The sequence below is a fragment of the Rheinheimera tangshanensis genome (assembly GCF_014645135.1).
GTDB lineage: Bacteria > Pseudomonadota > Gammaproteobacteria > Enterobacterales > Alteromonadaceae > Pararheinheimera > Pararheinheimera tangshanensis.
The window spans coordinates 357,544-375,543 of sequence record NZ_BMLH01000001.1 but is presented as its reverse complement, the minus strand read 5'-3'; the positions used below and the strand labels follow the sequence as shown (position 1 = coordinate 375,543).

19 protein-coding genes are annotated in these 18,000 nt (G+C 47.0%); 3 read left to right on the top strand and 16 right to left on the bottom strand.

Annotation, left to right across the window (positions count from 1 at the left end):
- Positions 1–164 precede the first annotated feature (164 nt).
- Entirely contained in the window at positions 165–614 is a 450-nt protein-coding gene (locus tag IEW88_RS01750; protein WP_147902979.1) for a transcriptional repressor, read from the top strand.
- A 178-nt stretch (positions 615–792) separates the two neighbouring features.
- A complete protein-coding gene (locus tag IEW88_RS01745) occupies positions 793–1,257 on the top strand; it encodes a chemotaxis protein CheX (RefSeq protein WP_053423906.1) in 465 nt (154 codons plus the stop codon).
- Positions 1,258–1,317: 60 nt separating this feature from the next.
- Here IEW88_RS01745 and alr read toward each other — a convergent pair whose 3' ends face one another.
- From alr to rpsF, 6 genes are all read right to left on the bottom strand, one after another.
- On the bottom strand, positions 1,318–2,394 hold the full coding sequence (gene alr / locus IEW88_RS01740; protein WP_147902980.1) for an alanine racemase: 1,077 nt from the start codon (positions 2,392–2,394) through the stop codon (positions 1,318–1,320).
- The gene (gene dnaB / locus IEW88_RS01735) at positions 2,394–3,785 is read right to left on the bottom strand and encodes a replicative DNA helicase (protein ID WP_053423904.1); all 1,392 of its coding nucleotides are present in this window, start codon (positions 3,783–3,785) and stop codon (positions 2,394–2,396) included. The genes alr and dnaB overlap by 1 nt, the downstream gene beginning before the upstream one ends.
- A 180-nt stretch (positions 3,786–3,965) precedes the next feature.
- A complete protein-coding gene (gene rplI, locus IEW88_RS01730) occupies positions 3,966–4,418 on the bottom strand; it encodes a 50S ribosomal protein L9 (RefSeq protein WP_053423903.1) in 453 nt (150 codons plus the stop codon).
- Positions 4,419–4,457: 39 nt separating this feature from the next.
- A complete protein-coding gene (rpsR, locus tag IEW88_RS01725) occupies positions 4,458–4,685 on the bottom strand; it encodes a 30S ribosomal protein S18 (RefSeq protein ID WP_008899548.1) in 228 nt (75 codons plus the stop codon).
- A 10-nt stretch (positions 4,686–4,695) separates the two neighbouring features.
- Positions 4,696–5,001: a primosomal replication protein N gene (priB, locus tag IEW88_RS01720; protein WP_127020188.1), complete on the bottom strand. Its 306-nt coding sequence runs from the start codon at positions 4,999–5,001 to the stop codon at positions 4,696–4,698.
- Positions 5,002–5,008: 7 nt separating this feature from the next.
- Entirely contained in the window at positions 5,009–5,386 is a 378-nt protein-coding gene (rpsF, locus tag IEW88_RS01715) for a 30S ribosomal protein S6 (protein ID WP_046520104.1), read from the bottom strand.
- A 231-nt stretch (positions 5,387–5,617) separates the two neighbouring features.
- Between rpsF and IEW88_RS01710 the strand changes: the two genes are divergently transcribed.
- A complete protein-coding gene (locus IEW88_RS01710; RefSeq protein ID WP_147902981.1) occupies positions 5,618–6,982 on the top strand; it encodes a class II fumarate hydratase in 1,365 nt (454 codons plus the stop codon).
- Positions 6,983–7,021: 39 nt separating this feature from the next.
- Here the strand turns inward: IEW88_RS01710 and rlmB are convergent, their stop codons facing one another.
- The 10 genes from rlmB to hfq form a co-directional block, all read right to left on the bottom strand.
- On the bottom strand, positions 7,022–7,756 hold the full coding sequence (gene rlmB, locus IEW88_RS01705; protein ID WP_046520106.1) for a 23S rRNA (guanosine(2251)-2'-O)-methyltransferase RlmB: 735 nt from the start codon (positions 7,754–7,756) through the stop codon (positions 7,022–7,024).
- Positions 7,757–7,968: 212 nt separating this feature from the next.
- Positions 7,969–10,401 (bottom strand): ribonuclease R, encoded by a 2,433-nt coding sequence (rnr, locus tag IEW88_RS01700; protein ID WP_147902982.1) that lies wholly within the window; start codon positions 10,399–10,401, stop codon positions 7,969–7,971.
- A 57-nt stretch (positions 10,402–10,458) separates the two neighbouring features.
- Complete coding sequence (locus IEW88_RS01695; RefSeq protein WP_147902983.1) at positions 10,459–11,076, bottom strand: tetratricopeptide repeat protein; 618 nt, start codon at positions 11,074–11,076, stop codon at positions 10,459–10,461.
- Positions 11,077–11,405: 329 nt separating this feature from the next.
- Positions 11,406–12,704, bottom strand: a complete 1,299-nt coding sequence (locus tag IEW88_RS01690) for an adenylosuccinate synthase (RefSeq protein ID WP_147902984.1) — start codon at positions 12,702–12,704, stop codon at positions 11,406–11,408.
- Between the two features lie 133 nt (positions 12,705–12,837).
- The gene (locus tag IEW88_RS01685; protein ID WP_147902985.1) at positions 12,838–13,026 is read right to left on the bottom strand and encodes a DUF2065 domain-containing protein; all 189 of its coding nucleotides are present in this window, start codon (positions 13,024–13,026) and stop codon (positions 12,838–12,840) included.
- Positions 13,027–14,190, bottom strand: coding sequence for an aminotransferase class V-fold PLP-dependent enzyme (locus IEW88_RS01680; protein ID WP_147902986.1), 1,164 nt, complete (start codon positions 14,188–14,190; stop codon positions 13,027–13,029). It lies immediately after the preceding gene.
- Between the two features lie 104 nt (positions 14,191–14,294).
- Entirely contained in the window at positions 14,295–15,179 is an 885-nt protein-coding gene (hflC, locus tag IEW88_RS01675; RefSeq protein ID WP_147902987.1) for a protease modulator HflC, read from the bottom strand.
- Positions 15,180–15,182: 3 nt separating this feature from the next.
- On the bottom strand, positions 15,183–16,340 hold the full coding sequence (hflK, locus tag IEW88_RS01670; RefSeq protein WP_053423893.1) for an FtsH protease activity modulator HflK: 1,158 nt from the start codon (positions 16,338–16,340) through the stop codon (positions 15,183–15,185).
- 71 nt (positions 16,341–16,411) lie between these two features.
- Entirely contained in the window at positions 16,412–17,698 is a 1,287-nt protein-coding gene (gene hflX / locus IEW88_RS01665; RefSeq protein WP_221411346.1) for a ribosome rescue GTPase HflX, read from the bottom strand.
- A gap of 16 nt (positions 17,699–17,714) precedes the next feature.
- A complete protein-coding gene (hfq, locus tag IEW88_RS01660) occupies positions 17,715–17,972 on the bottom strand; it encodes an RNA chaperone Hfq (RefSeq protein WP_053423891.1) in 258 nt (85 codons plus the stop codon).
- Positions 17,973–18,000 lie beyond the last annotated feature (28 nt).

The following is an 18,000-nucleotide window of genomic DNA, read 5'->3' as shown; positions in this document are numbered from 1 at the left end:
CTCTCCGACGCCCTTGATAAAACGAAGAGATAAAGAATAAAAAAGAGGCTCTGGTACATATATGACTTAACTTCTGTTTTGTATCAGGAAATCCCAACTCAAAAGCTGGAGTGAACAAACTTCTGTGATAAACTGCCGCTATTGCTACGAGAGTGGGCTGAGTTATGTCGATTGAATCTTTGGTCACCAGAGCACGCCATATTTGTGATGTGAATGGCGCGCGTTTTACTACCATACGAGAAAAAGTATTCCGCTTATTGGCGGATACTCACGGTGGTATTGGTGCATATGAATTACTGGAACAGTTAAAAGCGAGTGAACCAGCGGCTAAACCAGCCACTATTTATCGGGCATTGGACTTTCTGACTGAGCAGGGGTTTATTCATAAAATTGAATCGACCAACGCATTTTTACTCTGTCATCACTTTGAGCAACATCATCCTGCTCAGCTGTTGATCTGCGATCAATGTGGTCATGTAGAGGAATTACATTCGTCTCCGTTACAACAAGAACTTGTAAAATTAGCCTCTGAAAAAGGCTTTTTAATTCAAAGGCAAACTGTGGAGGCTCACGGCAGTTGCCAAAGTTGTCTGAAAAAAGCGTCAAACGACTGAATCCGCTTGACGCCTTCTGGTCACACTGGCTATTTTAGTGACTAGAACAGCATAAAATTGTAAATAATTTAGAAAAATTCATACCAAAACAATAAGCTAGACTTGTGTTATAAAGCAGAGCCACCTAATCTTGAAGTTGGCAACGCAATCAGGTCTAGACTCCGAACAGGCTAATTAAATGAATGTTGAGTATGTAAATCCGTTTCTCTCTTCGTTAGTCAACGTGTTAGGTACCATGGCCAATACAAAAATTGTGCCCGGACAGCCACGATTAAAGAAAGATGAACAGGCTCGCGGTGAAGTATCAGGTTTGATTGGTATGATAGGCCCAACCACAAAAGGGTCGTTCTCAGTCACGTTTGAAGAATCTTTGGCGCTGGAAATCATGTCCAGAATGTTGGGTGAAAAACCTGACAGTATTAACGAAGAAGTCACGGACATGGTTGGAGAAATCACCAACATGGTGACTGGTGGTGCGAAACGTATTCTCGGCGAAAAAGGCCATGAATTCAGTATGGCGACTCCTGTAGTTGTGTCAGGTAAAGGCCACACTATTACCCACAAGACGACTGGTGCGAAAATTCTGATGCCTTTTGATTCAGACTTCGGCAAAGTGTTTATTGAAGTCAGCTTCGACGAATAATTAACGAAAATGGGGTCAGATCACATTGTTAACTGTTAACAATGTGATCTGACCCCATTTTTATTCCTGATATCGGAATTCGACCCTGCTGGTGATGTTACATAGCAGCTCGTACGGAATGGTTTGTACCCGCTCCGCAATTTCTTCAACCGGCAGATCGGCACCCCATAACAGCACTTCGTCACCAATCTGTACATCAGCCTTGCCAATATCGACTGTGGTCATATCCATAGAAACACGACCAACTATCGGATACCGCTCACCTTTAATCAGTACAGGGCAACCATTGCTGGCCGCTCTTGGATAGCCATCACCATAACCTACAGCCACCACTGCTAAGCGGGTATCAGTGGGCGCAGTCCAAGTACCGCCATACCCCACTTTGTCGCCTTTTTTCACATCACGCACTGCAATAACGCTGCTGCTGAAGCTCATCACAGCTTTTAACTGATGTTGCTCTGCTCTGCCCTGCTCCATAGGGGAAACACCGTATAAAGCTATACCAGGGCGGATCCAATGACCATGGCTTTGTGGCCAGGCCAAAGTGCCGGCAGAATTGGCCAAACAAAGCTCACCTGCCAAACCTTCAACAGTTTTCATAAAGAGATCGATCTGCTGTTGGGTGCTCTCAACCATCAGCTCATCAGCGCTGGCAAAATGCGTCATCAGCCGCATAGGCTGGATCACATTAGCACTTTGACACAACTGCTGATAAGCCTGCAGAAACTCTTGTGGCAATAAACCTAAACGGTGCATACCGCTGTCCATTTTTAGCCAGACATGGATAGGCGCATCGAGCTCTGCCGCCAGCAAAGCGTCAACCTGACTTGGATGATGCACCACCACCTGTAAGTTACTGGCAACCACTTGCGGTAATTCATCCGCATGGAAAAAACCTTCCAGCAGTACTATGGGTTTGACGATACCACCGGCGCGCAGCATCAAAGCTTCATCGATGCGGGCTACACCAAAAGCACTGGCGTCTTTTAACTGTTCGGCCACTTTCAATAAACCATGGCCATAGGCATTGGCTTTTAATACCGCCAACACTTTGCTGTTGGGAGCGGCTGCACGGAGGTGTTGTAAATTATGCAATAAGGCCGCTAAATCAATACGGGCCTGTGGACGACGACTCATTAATACTCGTCCTCAAAACGTGCTGTTCCGGCATAGTTGTCAAAACGTGAATAGCGGCCATGGAAGGTCAGGCGAATACGACCTATAGGGCCGTTACGCTGTTTACCTATAATCACCTCAGCCGTGCCTTTATCCGGGCTATCGTCGTGATAGACCTCATCACGGTAGATAAACATAATTAAGTCGGCATCCTGCTCAATAGAACCAGATTCCCTTAAGTCGGAGTTCACAGGACGTTTGTCGGCCCGTTGTTCCAAACTACGGTTTAGCTGCGATAAGGCCACTACTGGCACTTTTAATTCTTTAGCTAAAGCTTTGAGTGAACGCGAAATTTCGGCGATTTCTAAAGTACGGTTTTCCGATAAACCTGGCACCGTCATCAGCTGCAGGTAGTCGACCATGATCATGCTCAGGCCACCATGCTCACGCGCCACACGACGGGCACGGGAACGCACTTCAGTCGGTGTTAAGCCTGAAGCGTCATCAATATACATTTTGCCTTTGCTGTTCAGAAGTTCTATGGCAGAGGATAAACGCGCCCAATCTTCGTCATCCAACTGGCCTGTCCGCACTTTGGTTTGGTCAATACGACCTAAAGACGCCAGCATCCTCATCATAATTTGTTCGGACGGCATCTCTAAGCTGAAAATAAGCACAGGTTTGTCGCTGGTGATAGCGGCGTGTTCACACAGGTTCATCGCAAAAGTGGTTTTACCCATAGAAGGACGAGCCGCCACAATGATCAGATCGGACGGCTGCATGCCGTTGGTCATTTTATCCAGATCCATATAACCCGTGGATACACCTGTTAAACCACCGGCGCTTGGGTTACGGAATAGCTCATCTATTTTGTCTATGGTTTTAGACAGAATGCTGTTGATAGGCTCAGGGCCTTCATTCGAGTTGGCGCGCTGTTCAGCAATTTTAAAGACTTTAGTTTCAGCGAAGTCCAAAAGCTCAGCACTGTTGCGGCCTTGTGGGTCATAACCTGCATCGGCAATATCGTGCGCCACTGCAATCATATCCCGCACCACAGCACGCTCTCGTACTATCTCGGCATAGGCCAGAATATTGGCGGCACTTGGGGTATTTTTTGCAATCTCGCCTAAATAAGCAAAACCACCGACGTCTGCTAGTTGCTGATTACGCTCTAAATCTTCGGATACCGTAATTAAGTCGATCGGCTGGTTGGCTTCTGCCACGCGCGACATGGCGGAAAAAATAAAGCGATGTGAACGTAAATAGAAGTCCTGCTCTACCACTTTTTCTGAGACTTTATCCCAGGCATCATTGTCCAGCATCAAGCCACCCAGTACGGATTGCTCGGCTTCAATGGAATGTGGCGGCATTTTTACCGCAGCGACTTGTTTATCTCTTTGCTTATTGTCCATAACACCAGAAGTTCTAGAAATTAGGTCACAGGCTGATAGCGCCTGTCAGGGAGCGATAGCCTACCATTAAAGCATGGTTAAAAGTTTGGAAAAATCAGTTAAGCGGAATTTTTTTAGTGCAAAAGCGAAGGTAAAGCGGGAAGGGATTGGGCACACAAAACTGTGTGCCCAAAAGGCTTATTAAGCCTCAGCAACCACTACTACTTTGATAGTAGCTGTTACTTCTGCGTGCAACTGCAGTGCGATGTTGAATTCGCCAGTTTCACGGATAGTACCGTTAGGTAACTTCACTTCAGCTTTCGCTACTGCAACACCTGCAGCAGTGATAGCATCAGCAATATCACGTGTACCCACTGAACCGAACAACTTGCCTTCGTCACCCGCTTTAGAAGCTAAAGTCACTTCAGCCAGAGCAGCGATCTTCTCAGCACGAGCTTGAGAAGCAGCTAAAGTTTCAGCCAGTTTGGCTTCTAACTCAGCGCGACGCTGTTCGAATTTTTCGATGTTAGCTTTGGTCGCTGGAACTGCTTTTCCTTGTGGGAATAAGAAGTTACGAGCATAACCAGATTTAACAGTTACGTTGTCGCCTAAACCACCCAGGTTAGCGACTTTGTCCAACAGAATAATTTCCATTGTAATACCCTCTCTGTATACGGTTTAACCAGTCGCTGCTTAGCTGTGTGAATCGCTGTATGGTAACAAGGCCAGGTAGCGGGCGCGTTTGATAGCGCGAGCTAATTGACGTTGATACTTAGCGCTGGTACCAGTGATACGGCTTGGGACAATTTTGCCACTTTCAGTGACATAATTTTTTAACGTAGCTGTATCTTTGTAATCGATCTCAATCACGCCTTCTGCAGAGAAACGGCAGAATTTACGGCGACGGAAATAACGAGCCATGAAATTTCTCCTAACTTAATATTTCAATCTGTTGGGCATGCAACACCAGTTTAGACTGACCGCTGCGGCTCTGATGACGGTTTAAAAAACCTGACACCCGAACTTTGTTTCCCAGTTTCAAATTGTGAGTTTGTTGCGCTAACCCGGCTCCGGCACAGACTACTTGTAGCCTGACATAAGCCTGACGGTTAAAACCGGCTTCCTGCTGCACCGATTGGTGCTCAATCACTAAATAACTGTGAGGAATACCGGCCGGACTTTCGCTGTGGTCGACCTGACGGCAGATAGTGCCAGTCACGACCAGGCTATTGTCCATCTGCAAATTACTCGTCGTTTGCTACCAGCTCATCTGAATCACGAGGAGCACGGTCACGACGTTCTTCACGTACCTTAGCCATTGGTGATGGCTCAGTCACAGCAGTGTTAGTGCGCATGATCAGGTTACGCAATACAGCGTCGTTGAAGCGGAAGTTAGTTTCCAGCTCGTCAATTACTGCCTGTGGCGCTTCTACGTTCATCAGAACATAGTGAGCTTTGTGCAGCTTTTCGATTGGATAAGCTAATTGACGACGGCCCCAGTCTTCTAAGCGGTGAATTGAACCACCAGCTTCTTTGATCGCGCCAGTGTAACGCTCGATCATTCCTGGAACTTGTTCACTTTGATCTGGGTGAACCATAAACACGATTTCGTAATGACGCATTGTAGCTCCTTACGGTTAGTTAGCCTCGGGTGAGCTCGGCCAGACTCGCATAGAGGCAAGGAACGTTCTGGATGGCCGAAGGGGCTGTATTCTAGGGGTTTCTTGCTGTTAAAACAAGCAGCAATACAGATTTTTATTAGGCTAGAGTGTCAATTCAACCTGAATATTGCTTTTTATCTGAAGCGGCCCCATAACATTTCTCAATGGTCAGGAAATAAGCGGGAATTAGGCATGGGTTTCAGAACAGAACGCGACAGTATGGGTGAAGTGCAACTACCAGCCGAAGCCTTGTATCAGGCGCAAACGCAGCGCGCTTTGGATAACTTTCAAATCAGTCAGCTAACGATGCCTCCGGCTTTTATTAAAGCTGTGCTTCGAGTGAAACAAGCTGCAGCTGCCGCCAATCTTGAGCTTAAGTTACTGCAACCAGAAATTGCTTCGGCTATTCATTCTGCTGCAAAGCAGCAACTGCTTGAACTGGATATGGCGCACTACCCTATCGACCTGTTTCAGACAGGATCTGGCACCAGCACCAATATGAATGTGAATGAAGTACTGGCCACTTTAGCCAGTAAAAGTTCAGGCCTGGCTATTAGCCCTAACGATCATATTAATCTGGGCCAAAGCAGCAATGATGTCATTCCAACTGCCATTCATTTAAGTGCAGCTGTTGCCAATCATCAGTTGATTGAGACGCTGGTCAGGCTTGAAGCTATGATAGCGACTAAAGCTCAAGAGGTTGGGCATATCGTCAAAACTGGCCGCACTCATTTAATGGATGCGATGCCTGTGACTTTTGCTCAGGTGTTATCCGGCTGGCAAGCCCAAATTGCCCATGCCCGGCAGCAACTGGAGTTTGCCCAGCAACAGGTATTAGCGCTAGCTCAGGGCGGCACAGCAGTGGGTACTGGTGTGAACGCCCATCCGGATTTTGCCGCTCTGTTTTGTCAGAAGTTAAGTCAGCAGACAGGTTTAAAATTTCAACCCAGCTCCAACTTCTTTTTAAGTTTAGGCTCGCAAGACTCTATTGTAGCTTTATCAGGTGCCACTAAAGTGCTGGCAGTGGCTTTAATGAAAATAGCCAATGACTTACGTTGGATGAACTCTGGCCCACTAGCGGGTTTAGGTGAAATAGCTCTGCCTGCGTTGCAACCAGGCTCTTCCATTATGCCGGGTAAAGTGAACCCGGTGATCCCAGAGGCTGTAGCCATGGTGGCGGCCCAGGTGATAGGCAACGATGCCACCATTACAGTGGCTGGTCAGTCGGGCAACTTTGAGCTCAATGTGATGTTGCCTGTGATAGCCCATAACATCTTACAAAGTCTGGAGCTGTTAAGTTCAGCAAGTTCTGCTTTAGGTGAAAAAGCCATAGCGGGATTTACGGTGCAGGAAGACAAAATAAACGAGGCCTTGTCGCGTAACCCTATTCTGGTGACGGCTTTGAATCCATTGATTGGGTATTTAAAAGCGGCGGATATTGCCAAACAGGCTTACAAAGAAAAACGGCCTGTGATTGATGTGGCTGTGGAGCAAACCAGTTATAGCAGAGCAGAGTTAGAAAAGTTATTGGATCCGGCCCTTTTAAGTCAGAGTTAAAAGTTGGGGGGCAGTCTGCAAGGTCTGCTCCCCAACAGATTACTGGCGCTGACGTACAGCTTCAAATAAGCAAATACCGGTCGCGACCGATACGTTTAAGCTCGAGACAGAACCAAACATAGGGATTTTCATCAGCGAGTCACACAATTCGCGGGTCAGACGACGTAAACCATCCCCTTCAGCGCCCATGGCTATGGCCAGAGGGCCATTCAGTTTGGTTTGATAAATTGTCGTTTCAGTTTCACCTGCAGCGCCTACCACCCAAATACCAGCGTCTTTTAATTCACGAATAGTACGGGCTAAGTTAGTCACAGTGATGAAAGGCACGACTTCTGCGGCACCACAAGCCACTTTACGCACCACAGGTGTGACTTTGACTGACCTGTCTTTAGCTGCCACCACTGCATGCACACCGGCAGCATCGGCACTACGTAAAATAGCACCTAAGTTATGTGGGTCGGTAATGCCATCTAAAATCAGAATAAAAGGACTGGATTGTTCAGAGACAATGCGGGCTAAATCCTGCTCATTGCCTGATTGCTGAGCACGGGCTTTAGCCACCACGCCCTGATGCTGCGCACCATTGACCTTTTCATCTAAAGCTCGGCGGTTGCAGTACTGCACTGACACGCCAAAATCACGGGCGAATTTCAGCAACGGCTGTAAACGCTGATCGTCTTTGTCTTTTAAGATAAAAAGTTCAAGAACATCTTCCGGCGCACGTTCAAATAACGCACTTACCGCATGAATACCAAATACAAAATCTGCGCTCATCGCAACCTCTTTAAAAATGACCGAGCCCGGTAACACCGGGCTCAGTTTAACTAGCGTCTATACCCTTCTTACTTGAAGCCGCAGCTTTGTTGACTGCGGTATCTCGCCCCAATCACATAGGACAACTATGCTCATGGGGTCTCGAACGCTTGTCGCCGCGCTGCAACTCCAATTAATTTGGGTATAGTGTAGCAAAAACACTGACCTGGCTGTTACTTACGCTTACGCGGTGCTTTACCTGGCCGCGGACCCGCAGGGCTTTTCGCTGCCGGACTTTTAGCCGCTGGCTTGCTACCTGCTGGTTTTTTCGCTGTAGGCTTTTTACCCGCTGGTTTCTTGCCCGCTTTAGCTGGAGCTGTCTGCTCAATACCGGCTTTACGGGCACCTTTTTTGCGCATCGAGGCTTTTTCTTCCGCTGGTGTCATAGCGGCCTTTTTGCTGGCACTGATTTTACGATTGGACGTCGTGCGTTTTTCCATGCCCACTATGCCTAAATCAATTTTGCGAGCTTCCAGGTTCACCGCCAGCACTTTGACTTCAATCAGGTCGCCCATACGGTATTGCACATTGCTATGCTCACCACGAAGCACCTGACGCTCAGTATCAAAATGGTAGTAGTCATTCTGAAGCGAAGTGACATGCACTAAACCTTCGATGTAAAGATCTGTGATCCGTACAAACAAACCAAAGTTAGTGACGGTCGACACCACACCTTTGAAGCTGTCGCCAATGTGATCCTGCATATACTCACACTTCAGCCAATCTGCGACTTCACGGGTGGCATCGTCAGCACGGCGTTCCGTCATTGAACATTGTTCACCCAAAGGATGAATTTGTTTTTCAGTGTAACCTTTAGGCCCAGTCACTTTCTGACCCTGAGTTTGCAAAATGGCTTTAATAGCACGGTGCAATACCAGATCAGGATAACGACGAATAGGCGAGGTAAAGTGTGCATAAGCTTCTAACGCCAGACCAAAGTGCCCCAGGTTATCGCCCTGATACACAGCCTGCTTCATTGAGCGCAGCATCGTGGTTTCAATCAGCTCTTTATCCGGTCTGTCCTGCAGTTTTTGCAAAGTCAGCATCAGATCCAAAGGGGTTGGTTCCACAGGCAGATTAGCTTCAATACCTAATTCAGCCAGGAAACGTCTGAAGTTGGCAAAACGATCGCCATCCGGGCGCTCATGCACACGGAACAAGGCAAAAGCCTCATGTTTTTCAATCAGCTTAGCGGCCGACACGTTGGCTAAAATCATACATTCTTCAATGATCTTATGCGCTTCGTTGCGGTGAATTGGCACGATTTGTTCAATTTTACGATGGCTGTTAAAGATAAAACGGGTTTCGACCGTTTCAAATTCAATAGCCCCCCGCTCGGCCCGCACTTTCGCCATTTGTTTATACAGCGAAAACAGGTTATCTATATTGGTTAAGTTGGCTTCGTATTGCTGACGTAACTTCGGATCACCTTCTAATATGGCGTGAACCTTGTTGTAAGTCAGACGTGCACTGGAGTGCATCACGGCTTCATAGAACTGATAACCATCCAGTTTGCCTTGTTTACTGATATGCATTTCAGCAACAAAACAAAGCCGGTCAGTGTGTGGGTTCAATGAACATAAACCGTTGGATAACACTTCAGGCAGCATAGGCACTACATGGTCCGGGAAATACACCGAGTTACCACGGTCCAGCGCTTCTTTGTCCAGCGGAGTGTCTGGCAGCACATAAGCGCTGACATCCGCTATAGCGACCCATAAATGCCAGCCGCCATCGGCTTTGCGTTCACAATACACTGCGTCATCAAAGTCACGGGCATCTTCGCCATCTATAGTAATCAAACCCAATTGCGTTAAATCAACGCGGCCAGCTTTGGCTTCTTCCGGCACTTCAGTGCCATAACCTGCCACTTGCTGTTCAATAGCTTTGGAAAACTCGTGAGGGATCTGATGGTTACGAATAGCGATTTCGATTTCCATACCAGGCGCCATATGTTCGCCCAGCACTTCAATCACTTTACCTACGGCGTTTACTCTTTTGCTTGGACGTTGGCTGATTTCAACCAACACCACCTGACCATGACGCGCTGCGCCTTCTTCACCTGGTGGTATCACAATGTCCTGGCTCAAACGTGGATCGTCTGGTACCACCACACCTAAAGCAAAATCTTTAAAATAACGGCCTACTATAGGTTCATTACGAGGTTCTAAAATGCGGACTATACGGGCTTCTACTTTGTCGCGGCTGGCAAAATCGCTTTTCGATGCCAGCACCACGTCGCCGTGCAGTAGACGTTTCATTTCAAAGTTAGGAATAAACCAGTCCGGACCACCTTGTTCCAGCTTTAAGAAGCCAAAACCATCGCGGTGTCCTAACACAGTACCTTTAACTAAATCCAGGTCGTCGACCAGACCATAACGTTTGCTTTTGTTAAACAGCAACTGGCCGTCACGTTCCATAGCACGCAGACGTTTTTTCAGCGCAAACATCGCCTCATCGTCTGTCAGCTTTAATTCAGCGGCCAACTCTTCAAAGTAGGCAGGTTGTTGCCGCTGCTTTAAGTGTTCGAGGATAAATTCCCGACTAGGGATAGGGTTTTCATATTTTTCTTGCTCACGCGCAAGATGCGGATCTTTGACCGTCATGTTTTCTCTTTTTCACTAATTCAGCCTGCAGTGTAGCAGTCGCAGGTGAATTTTTCACTACAATGGCCTTTTGGCCCTCGTTAGCGCAGCACCCGGCATTTTATTCGCCAGCTGAGCTAACAGCTGTTGCACCTCTTGGTGCGTTTTGGTGTCGGCGATCACTGAGTGATGCAGCCAACGGTAACAATCTTCCATGTCTAAAGGGCTGGCGTCGCCTTTGATCAGCATTTGGGCAAAACGCATCTGCGCTTTTAAATTGCCTAAACCTGCGGCTTCACGCAGATATACCACAGCTTTGTTGTTGTCCTGCTGAACAAAACGGCCCGTATGATAATAACGCCCTACTTGCTCCAGCGCTTCAGGTAAGCCCTGAGACGCAGCTTGTTGCATTAAATCCCAGCCCCGTTCGACATCTTTTTTCACACAAACACCAAAGGCCAGCATATCGCCATACAAAAACTGATAAGCCGGCACTTTCATGACATCGGCTCTGGCCTGAATATCACTGACCAGCTGGCATTCGTCTTTTTGCACCCGCTGTAAATGTACATTTTGTTTAATTAAATCCAGCAGTTCATCCTGAGTATACAACTGTACTACCGCCACTTCCTGCGCTTTGGCAGGCAAGCTAAGCAGCACCAGAACTGAACTTAAGACTAAAAAACAAAACTTCATAGTTACCCCGGGCTATAGCCACTGATATTTATACACTTATAGATAAAAAACATACAAAAATCAGGCCATCGCAAAAGACAGTGTTCTGACACCAGCATATCCTGTTTAGTTCGCAGAGAAAATGGTTAACAACGCTGCGGAAGCAAGTACGACAAATCTATCCTCTAAGTAATTGCTGTTGCAGCTAGGCGACAAGAGTTCTAGTCCCCGGGAGCATAGTTCACTATGTGACTGGGGCTAGGACGTGAAGTCAACAACGCTGCGGCAGTAAGTACGACGAGGATAAAAAAAACGCTGCACATGGCAGCGTTTTTTCTACTTACCGCGGATTAAACGGCAAAAGGATGACGCAGCGTGATGGTCTGAATACGATCCGGGCCTGTTGAAATAATATCAATAGGTACACCAGTGATCTGTTCCAGACGAGTGATGTAGTTGCGAGCTTCTACTGGCAGGTCTTCCAGCTTCTGTACGCCAAAAGTACTTTGGGTCCAGCCCGGCATTTCTTCAAATACCGGAGTGACGATTTCATAACCTTCAGCCGCCATTGGAGGCACGTCAGTGATAGAACCGTCAGCTGCTTTATAGCCAATACAAATCTTGACGACACTTAAGCCATCTAACACGTCGAGCTTAGTTAAGCAGAATCCAGAGATACTGTTTAACTGCACAGCACGTTTCACTGCAACAGCATCAAACCAACCACAACGGCGTTTACGGCCAGTGGTGGCGCCAAATTCATGGCCTTTGACACCTAAGTGTTCACCGACTTCACAGTCCAGCTCTGTTGGGAACGGGCCTGAACCAACACGGGTGGTATAAGCTTTCACAATACCTAACACATAGTCTAAGTAACGTGGGCCAAAACCAGCACCTGTAGCTACGCCACCAGCTGTTGTGTTAGACGAAGTCACGTACGGGTAAGTACCGTGGTCAATGTCTAATAAAGTACCCTGGGCACCTTCAAACATGATTTCTTTACCGGCTTTACGGGCTTTATCCAGTAAATCGGTCACATCTACAACCATAGGCTTTAACACTTCAGCTATGGCTAAAGCACTGTCTAAAGTCGTTTGGAAATCAATCGCTTCCACTTTGTAGTACTGAGTTAAAGTGAAGTTGTGCAAATCCATCAGAACTTTCAGCTTCTCAGCAAACAATTCAGGATTAAACAAATCACCTACACGCAGACCACGGCGCGCTACTTTGTCTTCATAGGCAGGGCCAATACCACGACCTGTAGTACCGATTGGCTTATCGCCACGGGCTACTTCGCGCGCTTTATCCAAAGCCACATGGAAAGGCAGGATTAACGGACAAGCTTCGCTCAACAACAGACGCTCTTTTACCGGAACACCTTTTTGCTCCAGCATCGCCATCTCTTTTAATAAAGCTTCAGGGGATAACACTACACCGTTACCGATCACACATTTTACGTTGGAGCGCAAAATGCCTGATGGGATCAAATGCAATACCGTTTTTTCACCGTCAATTACTAAGGTATGACCTGCGTTATGGCCGCCTTGATAGCGCACCACATAGCTGGCTTTGTCAGTTAATAAATCAACGATTTTACCTTTTCCTTCGTCACCCCATTGGGTTCCGAGTACGACAACGTTTTTGGCCATGGTTCCTACATCATGGAGAAAAATTAGGCGGGGATTCTACCAAATTAACAACCAAAGTTCAGCGCGATTAAGAAAAAAAAACCAGATATTTTCTTTCTGGTTCTTTTTCAATAACTAAGAGGGATAAAAATAGCTAAGAGGCAAAGAAAAACAGCAGCAAAACACCAGCAATCACCAGTGTTCCCCCCACCTGCTGCATTTGAGCTGTGGGTTGTTCTGCGATTTTCTGCAGATAAGAGCGCCACTTATTTGGAAATAACATCGGCCCCAGGCCTTCAATGATCAACACCAGCCCTAAAGCCGCCCACCAGTAGTCTGCCATTTAACGAATCTCCTTCAGGCAACTTAAGTTGTAGTCCGCCGGATTGTGGTACAAGGCAAAACCAAAACGCAGCCTGTCACCCCGGTAATCCGTTATGATGCCCTGCTGTTTTAATGCTGCAGCGATACGAGCAACATCATCAGCTGCAAAACGAAAAGTTAAAAACTGGCCTTGTTGCTGATTTTGCTTATCCAGCAGATGAGCGCGATTTAGTAGTGGATGCTGCATTTCATCTAATATGGCGAGGAAGCTATGCTGTAGGCTTTGGATATAAGACTGCACTTTTTCAACCGTCAGGCCTTGCTGTTGGTACAAGTCAAAGACTGCCAATACCCGGTATAAAGCTGAACAATCCATAGTAGCACCGGCAAAACGATAACCATTGTTGGCGTATTGCACTTGTCCTTGTTTAGCATTTGCCAGTTCACCAAATTCAGCAAACCAGCCGGTGTAAGCAGGTCTGTGTTCACTGCATTTCGGTACAGCCAGGAAGCAACAGCCTTCGCCACCCTGCGCATATTTGTAACTGCCCGCCAGGTAAAAAATACGCTGTGCTATAGCCGATAAGTCGGTCGGCACCGCCATAAAACCATGATAGCCGTCTACGACTATCATTGCGTCTGTGACTTTATCCAGCTGTTGGACCAGACCAGTCAACTCCTTAACCCCCACTCCAGAGTTAAAAAACACTTGACTGAAAAACACCAGATCCGTCGGCTGAGCCGCCACAACTGCCGCAAAACGCTCTGGAAAAGTAGCAAAAGGCTCGGTCGGTACCCGAATGACATTAACTGTGTTTAATTCTGACAAACGATTGATCTGACGATGAAAACTATGAAACTCGCTATCGGTAGTGACGACTGTTAGGGCTTTGGACCAGTCAAAGCAGCTTAATATCCGCATGACAAATTCGTGGGTATTGGGCGCAAACACTATTTGTTCTGCGTCAGGCAGCTTTAAAATTCGGGCTATGTGGTGCTGTACCGCAGGCACTTTATCACCAAACACCAGATCCCACTTATCATCCACCAGCCTGGCACTGTCATCCCAGTAAGCCAAAGTGGCGTCGCGGGTTACATCGGGCCAATAGTGATGGGAATGGCAGGCAAAATGTTGTTTATCCGGGTTGGCTTTTAAGAAGTGCTGATAAAACTGCTGATACATAGGAAGATCCTTACGAAAGACAACGCAGAGTAACCGAAAGCTATAGGAACAGAAAAGGCCCTTAAGGGCCTTTTCTTATTCAACAAAACAGTGCAGGTGTCAGCTTAGTTTTGCACTTTGTCCGACTTCATATAGCGGAAGAAGTCGTTATCTGGCTGGATCACCATCACGTCGTTTTTGTTCTGGAAGCTATTCTTATAGGCTTCTAAACTACGCACGAAACTGTAAAACTCACCATTTCTGCTGTACACATCCGCATAAACTTTAGCAGCAGCTGCATCACCTTCACCGCGCACGGTGCGTGAATTACGTTCAGCATCCGCCACCATGATAGTCACACGGGCATCGACGTCCGCTTTGATAATTTCAGACTGTTCCATACCACGGCTGCGGTGCTCTTTTGCCACAGCAGTACGTTCAGCACGCATACGCTGGAAAATAGAGTTACTGATTTCATCAGGTAAATTGATTTTTTTCACCCGAACGTCAAGTATATCGATACCTAACTCTTTTGAACCAGCAGCAGCCTGTTCCATTGCACGTTGCATCAGCTGAGTACGCTCACCCGATACAATTTCCTGAATGGTGCGGCTACCAAACTCAGTACGTAAACCGTTGTTGATGTACTGCTTTAACAGCACTTCAGCCTGAGACAAATTACCGCCAGTGGATAAGAAGTACTTACCAAAGTCGGCAATACGCCATTTCACATAGCTGTCGACCAATAAGTCTTTTTTCTCAGCGGTAACAAAACGGTCTGACGATGGATCAGCTAAGGTTTGAATACGGGCATCCAGTTTACGAACATTCTCAATCAGCGGCACTTTAAAATGCAGGCCAGGTTCAAATACCCGAACAGCTTCAGTGTCATCACGTTGAATTTTACCAAAACGAATGACAATGCCACGTTCGCCTTCAGGTACAACAAAGACTGAAGACACTGCAACAATACCCAGGATAGCGATTAAGGCTAATACTAAATTTTTCATCACTTAACCTCTGCCAGTTCTGGTGCTGTCTGCACGGCTTGCTTCAGGACGCAGATCCGGAGTTCTGCCCTCATTACCATTGGTTCTGTTTGGCGCTAATGGGTTCATCGCAGGAGCTTTGGTATCGCCACTGTTATTAATCATTTTGTCCAAAGGTAAATACATAATGTTATTACCATTTTTTACATCGACCAGTACTTTAGAGCTATTGCCGTACACCTGCTCCATTGTCTCTAAGTACATACGATCACGAGTCACTTGTGGCGCAGCCAGGTATTCAGGTAACAGTTTCTCGAAACGAGCCACTTCACCCTGAGCTTTTAACAAGGTCTGTTGTTTATAAGCTTCAGCTTCCTGCATCATCCGGTTCACCTGACCACGGGCACGCGGTTCGATTTCACGGGCATAAGCTTCAGCCTCACGAATGTAACGTTGCTCATCTTCCTGCGCCGCTATCGCATCATCAAAAGCTTCTTTCACTTCTTCTGGTGGACGGGCATCACGGAAGTTGACATCCACTAATTCTAAACCCATGGCATAAGGAGAGATGATTTGTTCTAACTCAGTTCTGGTGTTTTGACGAATCACTTCACGGCCTTTGGTCAGTACATCATCCATAATGGAATGACCTACCACATAACGTAAGGCGGCGTCTGTCGCTTCACGTAAGCTGCTGTCTGCATCGACCACAGAGAACTTGTAAGCGCGGGCATCAAACACACGGTACTGGATTTCAAAAGTGACACGGACCAGGTTTTGATCCTGAGTCAGCATAAAACCGTCGGTACGTAATGAACGCACGCTGGTCACATCCACCGGAGTGACTGTATCGATAAAAGTCGGTTTCCAGTGAATACCAGGCATCACTTCAGAGTGATACTGACCAAAACGTAAGATCAACCCCCGTTCTGATTCTTTAATGGTGTAAAAGCCACTAAAGGCCCAGACCAGTAAAGCTACCACAGCTATTAATATCAGTGCGGCTGAGCCACCACTGTTATTGCTGTTGCTGCTGGTGTTTTTATTGCCACCAAAGATACCACCGAACTTTTTGCTTAAGTTACGGAAGACTTCATCTAAATCGGGCGGGCCCTGATCACGACCGCCTTGTTTCCAAGGGTCGTTGTCTTTGCCATTATTGCCCGGCTCGTTCCAAGCCATGCTTCACTCCATCTCTAGTTGTGATATTGAAACTAATGTATCAAAAAAAGCTTCGTGCTGACGATAAAAAACTAAGGACTGACGATATAGTTTTGTAACAGTCCATCACTTTGTTTCAGTAAACGCGCCCACTGAGCTTTTGATAAGACGATTCTAAGCTGGGTTTCCCCCAGATCAGTAAAAGATTCTGTCTGAACAGCAGAGAGTTCGTGTAACCGAGCCCGCCATAGAGCGGCATCTGCAGGCAGTTTTAAATCCAGCTGCATATAGTCATCCGCCAGTCGTTCGCGGATCACCTGCAGCAGCAACTCTATACCTAACCCCTGCTTTGCTGAAATATACACAGCTATAGGTTCTGCTTGTTCATTGTATTCTATACGGGCTTGTTGCTCAGTCTGGTCAATTTTATTAAACACCAGTAACTGAGGCACCTGATCGGCGACAATTTCATGTAACACCAGTTGCACTTGTTTGATATTGTCCGCCATCCGCTGATCGGCAACATCAATCACATGCAGTTGCAAATCCGCATCCCGGCTTTCCTGCAAAGTGGATTTAAAGGCGGCCACTAAGTCATGAGGTAAATGACGGATAAAACCCACAGTATCGGCAAAGATAATAGAACCAAACTCTGGCAGTTTCACTTGCCGTAGTGTTGGGTCCAGCGTTGCAAACAGCTGATCGGCAGCATAAACATCCGCACTGGTCAGGCGATTAAATAAAGTAGATTTACCAGCGTTGGTATAGCCGACTAAAGACACCACAGGAATTTCAGCACGTTGTCTGGCCTTGCGGCCTTGCTCACGCTGTTTACCGACTTTATCCAGCTTCAGTAACAAAGCTGTGATTTTCTCCCGCACCAAACGCCTGTCTGTTTCGAGACGTGTTTCACCCGGGCCTCTCATGCCAATGCCACCTTTTTGCCGCTCAGCATTGTCCCAGCCACGCACTAAACGCGACGACAAATGTTTTAGCTGTGCCAGTTCAACCTGCAGTTTACCTTCGTAGCTGCGGGCGCGCTGGGCAAAAATATCCAGGATCAAGGTGGTACGATCAATAACCCGGCACTGACAAAGCAGTTCCAGGTTACGGGTTTGAGCAGGGGTTAAAGCGTGATTGAAAATAATCAGATCGACTTGTAGCTCAGCGACAGCTTGCGCTAGTTCTGCCGCTTTGCCACTGCCAAGAAAAAACTTAGCATCAATCAAACTACGGTTGGCGGTCATCACAGCACGTGATTGAACTCCAGCCGAGGACACAAGCATCTCCAGCTCCTGCAAATCTTCGCTGGCGCTGTCTTGTGAAAGATAGATATGCACAAGGATCGCTTGCTCGGCCACCATTTCGCTGTCAAACAAGCTTAAGAATTCCCGATTATTCCATCTCGTCCATTTCGCCTGTGCCTGTACCATGGCTAGCCATAGTATTGACAGCGCGAGCTGGGACTACAGTAGAAATGGCATGTTTGTAGACCATTTGGCTGACTGTGTTTTTCAGAAGGATCACAAATTGATCAAAAGACTCGATTTGTCCCTGCAATTTAATACCGTTCACCAGATAAATAGATACTGGGATACGCTCACGTCTTAAAGTATTTAAAAACGGGTCTTGTAACGATTGGCCCTTTGCCATTTTCGCTTTCCTTATTTCTAATTATGGT

What these genes read in the sequence shown, in the direction of transcription:
- IEW88_RS01750 (WP_147902979.1), top strand. Translation starts at nt 165, where the DNA reads ATGTCGATTGAATCTTTGGTCACCAGAGCACGCCATATTTGTGATGTG.
- IEW88_RS01745 (WP_053423906.1), top strand. Translation starts at nt 793, where the DNA reads ATGAATGTTGAGTATGTAAATCCGTTTCTCTCTTCGTTAGTCAACGTG.
- alr (WP_147902980.1), bottom strand. Translation starts at nt 2,394, where the DNA reads ATGAGTCGTCGTCCACAGGCCCGTATTGATTTAGCGGCCTTATTGCAT.
- dnaB (WP_053423904.1), bottom strand. Translation starts at nt 3,785, where the DNA reads ATGGACAATAAGCAAAGAGATAAACAAGTCGCTGCGGTAAAAATGCCG.
- rplI (WP_053423903.1), bottom strand. Translation starts at nt 4,418, where the DNA reads ATGGAAATTATTCTGTTGGACAAAGTCGCTAACCTGGGTGGTTTAGGC.
- rpsR (WP_008899548.1), bottom strand. Translation starts at nt 4,685, where the DNA reads ATGGCTCGTTATTTCCGTCGCCGTAAATTCTGCCGTTTCTCTGCAGAA.
- priB (WP_127020188.1), bottom strand. Translation starts at nt 5,001, where the DNA reads ATGGACAATAGCCTGGTCGTGACTGGCACTATCTGCCGTCAGGTCGAC.
- rpsF (WP_046520104.1), bottom strand. Translation starts at nt 5,386, where the DNA reads ATGCGTCATTACGAAATCGTGTTTATGGTTCACCCAGATCAAAGTGAA.
- IEW88_RS01710 (WP_147902981.1), top strand. Translation starts at nt 5,618, where the DNA reads ATGGGTTTCAGAACAGAACGCGACAGTATGGGTGAAGTGCAACTACCA.
- rlmB (WP_046520106.1), bottom strand. Translation starts at nt 7,756, where the DNA reads ATGAGCGCAGATTTTGTATTTGGTATTCATGCGGTAAGTGCGTTATTT.
- rnr (WP_147902982.1), bottom strand. Translation starts at nt 10,401, where the DNA reads ATGACGGTCAAAGATCCGCATCTTGCGCGTGAGCAAGAAAAATATGAA.
- IEW88_RS01695 (WP_147902983.1), bottom strand. Translation starts at nt 11,076, where the DNA reads ATGAAGTTTTGTTTTTTAGTCTTAAGTTCAGTTCTGGTGCTGCTTAGC.
- IEW88_RS01690 (WP_147902984.1), bottom strand. Translation starts at nt 12,704, where the DNA reads ATGGCCAAAAACGTTGTCGTACTCGGAACCCAATGGGGTGACGAAGGA.
- IEW88_RS01685 (WP_147902985.1), bottom strand. Translation starts at nt 13,026, where the DNA reads ATGGCAGACTACTGGTGGGCGGCTTTAGGGCTGGTGTTGATCATTGAA.
- IEW88_RS01680 (WP_147902986.1), bottom strand. Translation starts at nt 14,190, where the DNA reads ATGTATCAGCAGTTTTATCAGCACTTCTTAAAAGCCAACCCGGATAAA.
- hflC (WP_147902987.1), bottom strand. Translation starts at nt 15,179, where the DNA reads ATGAAAAATTTAGTATTAGCCTTAATCGCTATCCTGGGTATTGTTGCA.
- hflK (WP_053423893.1), bottom strand. Translation starts at nt 16,340, where the DNA reads ATGGCTTGGAACGAGCCGGGCAATAATGGCAAAGACAACGACCCTTGG.
- hfq (WP_053423891.1), bottom strand. Translation starts at nt 17,972, where the DNA reads ATGGCAAAGGGCCAATCGTTACAAGACCCGTTTTTAAATACTTTAAGA.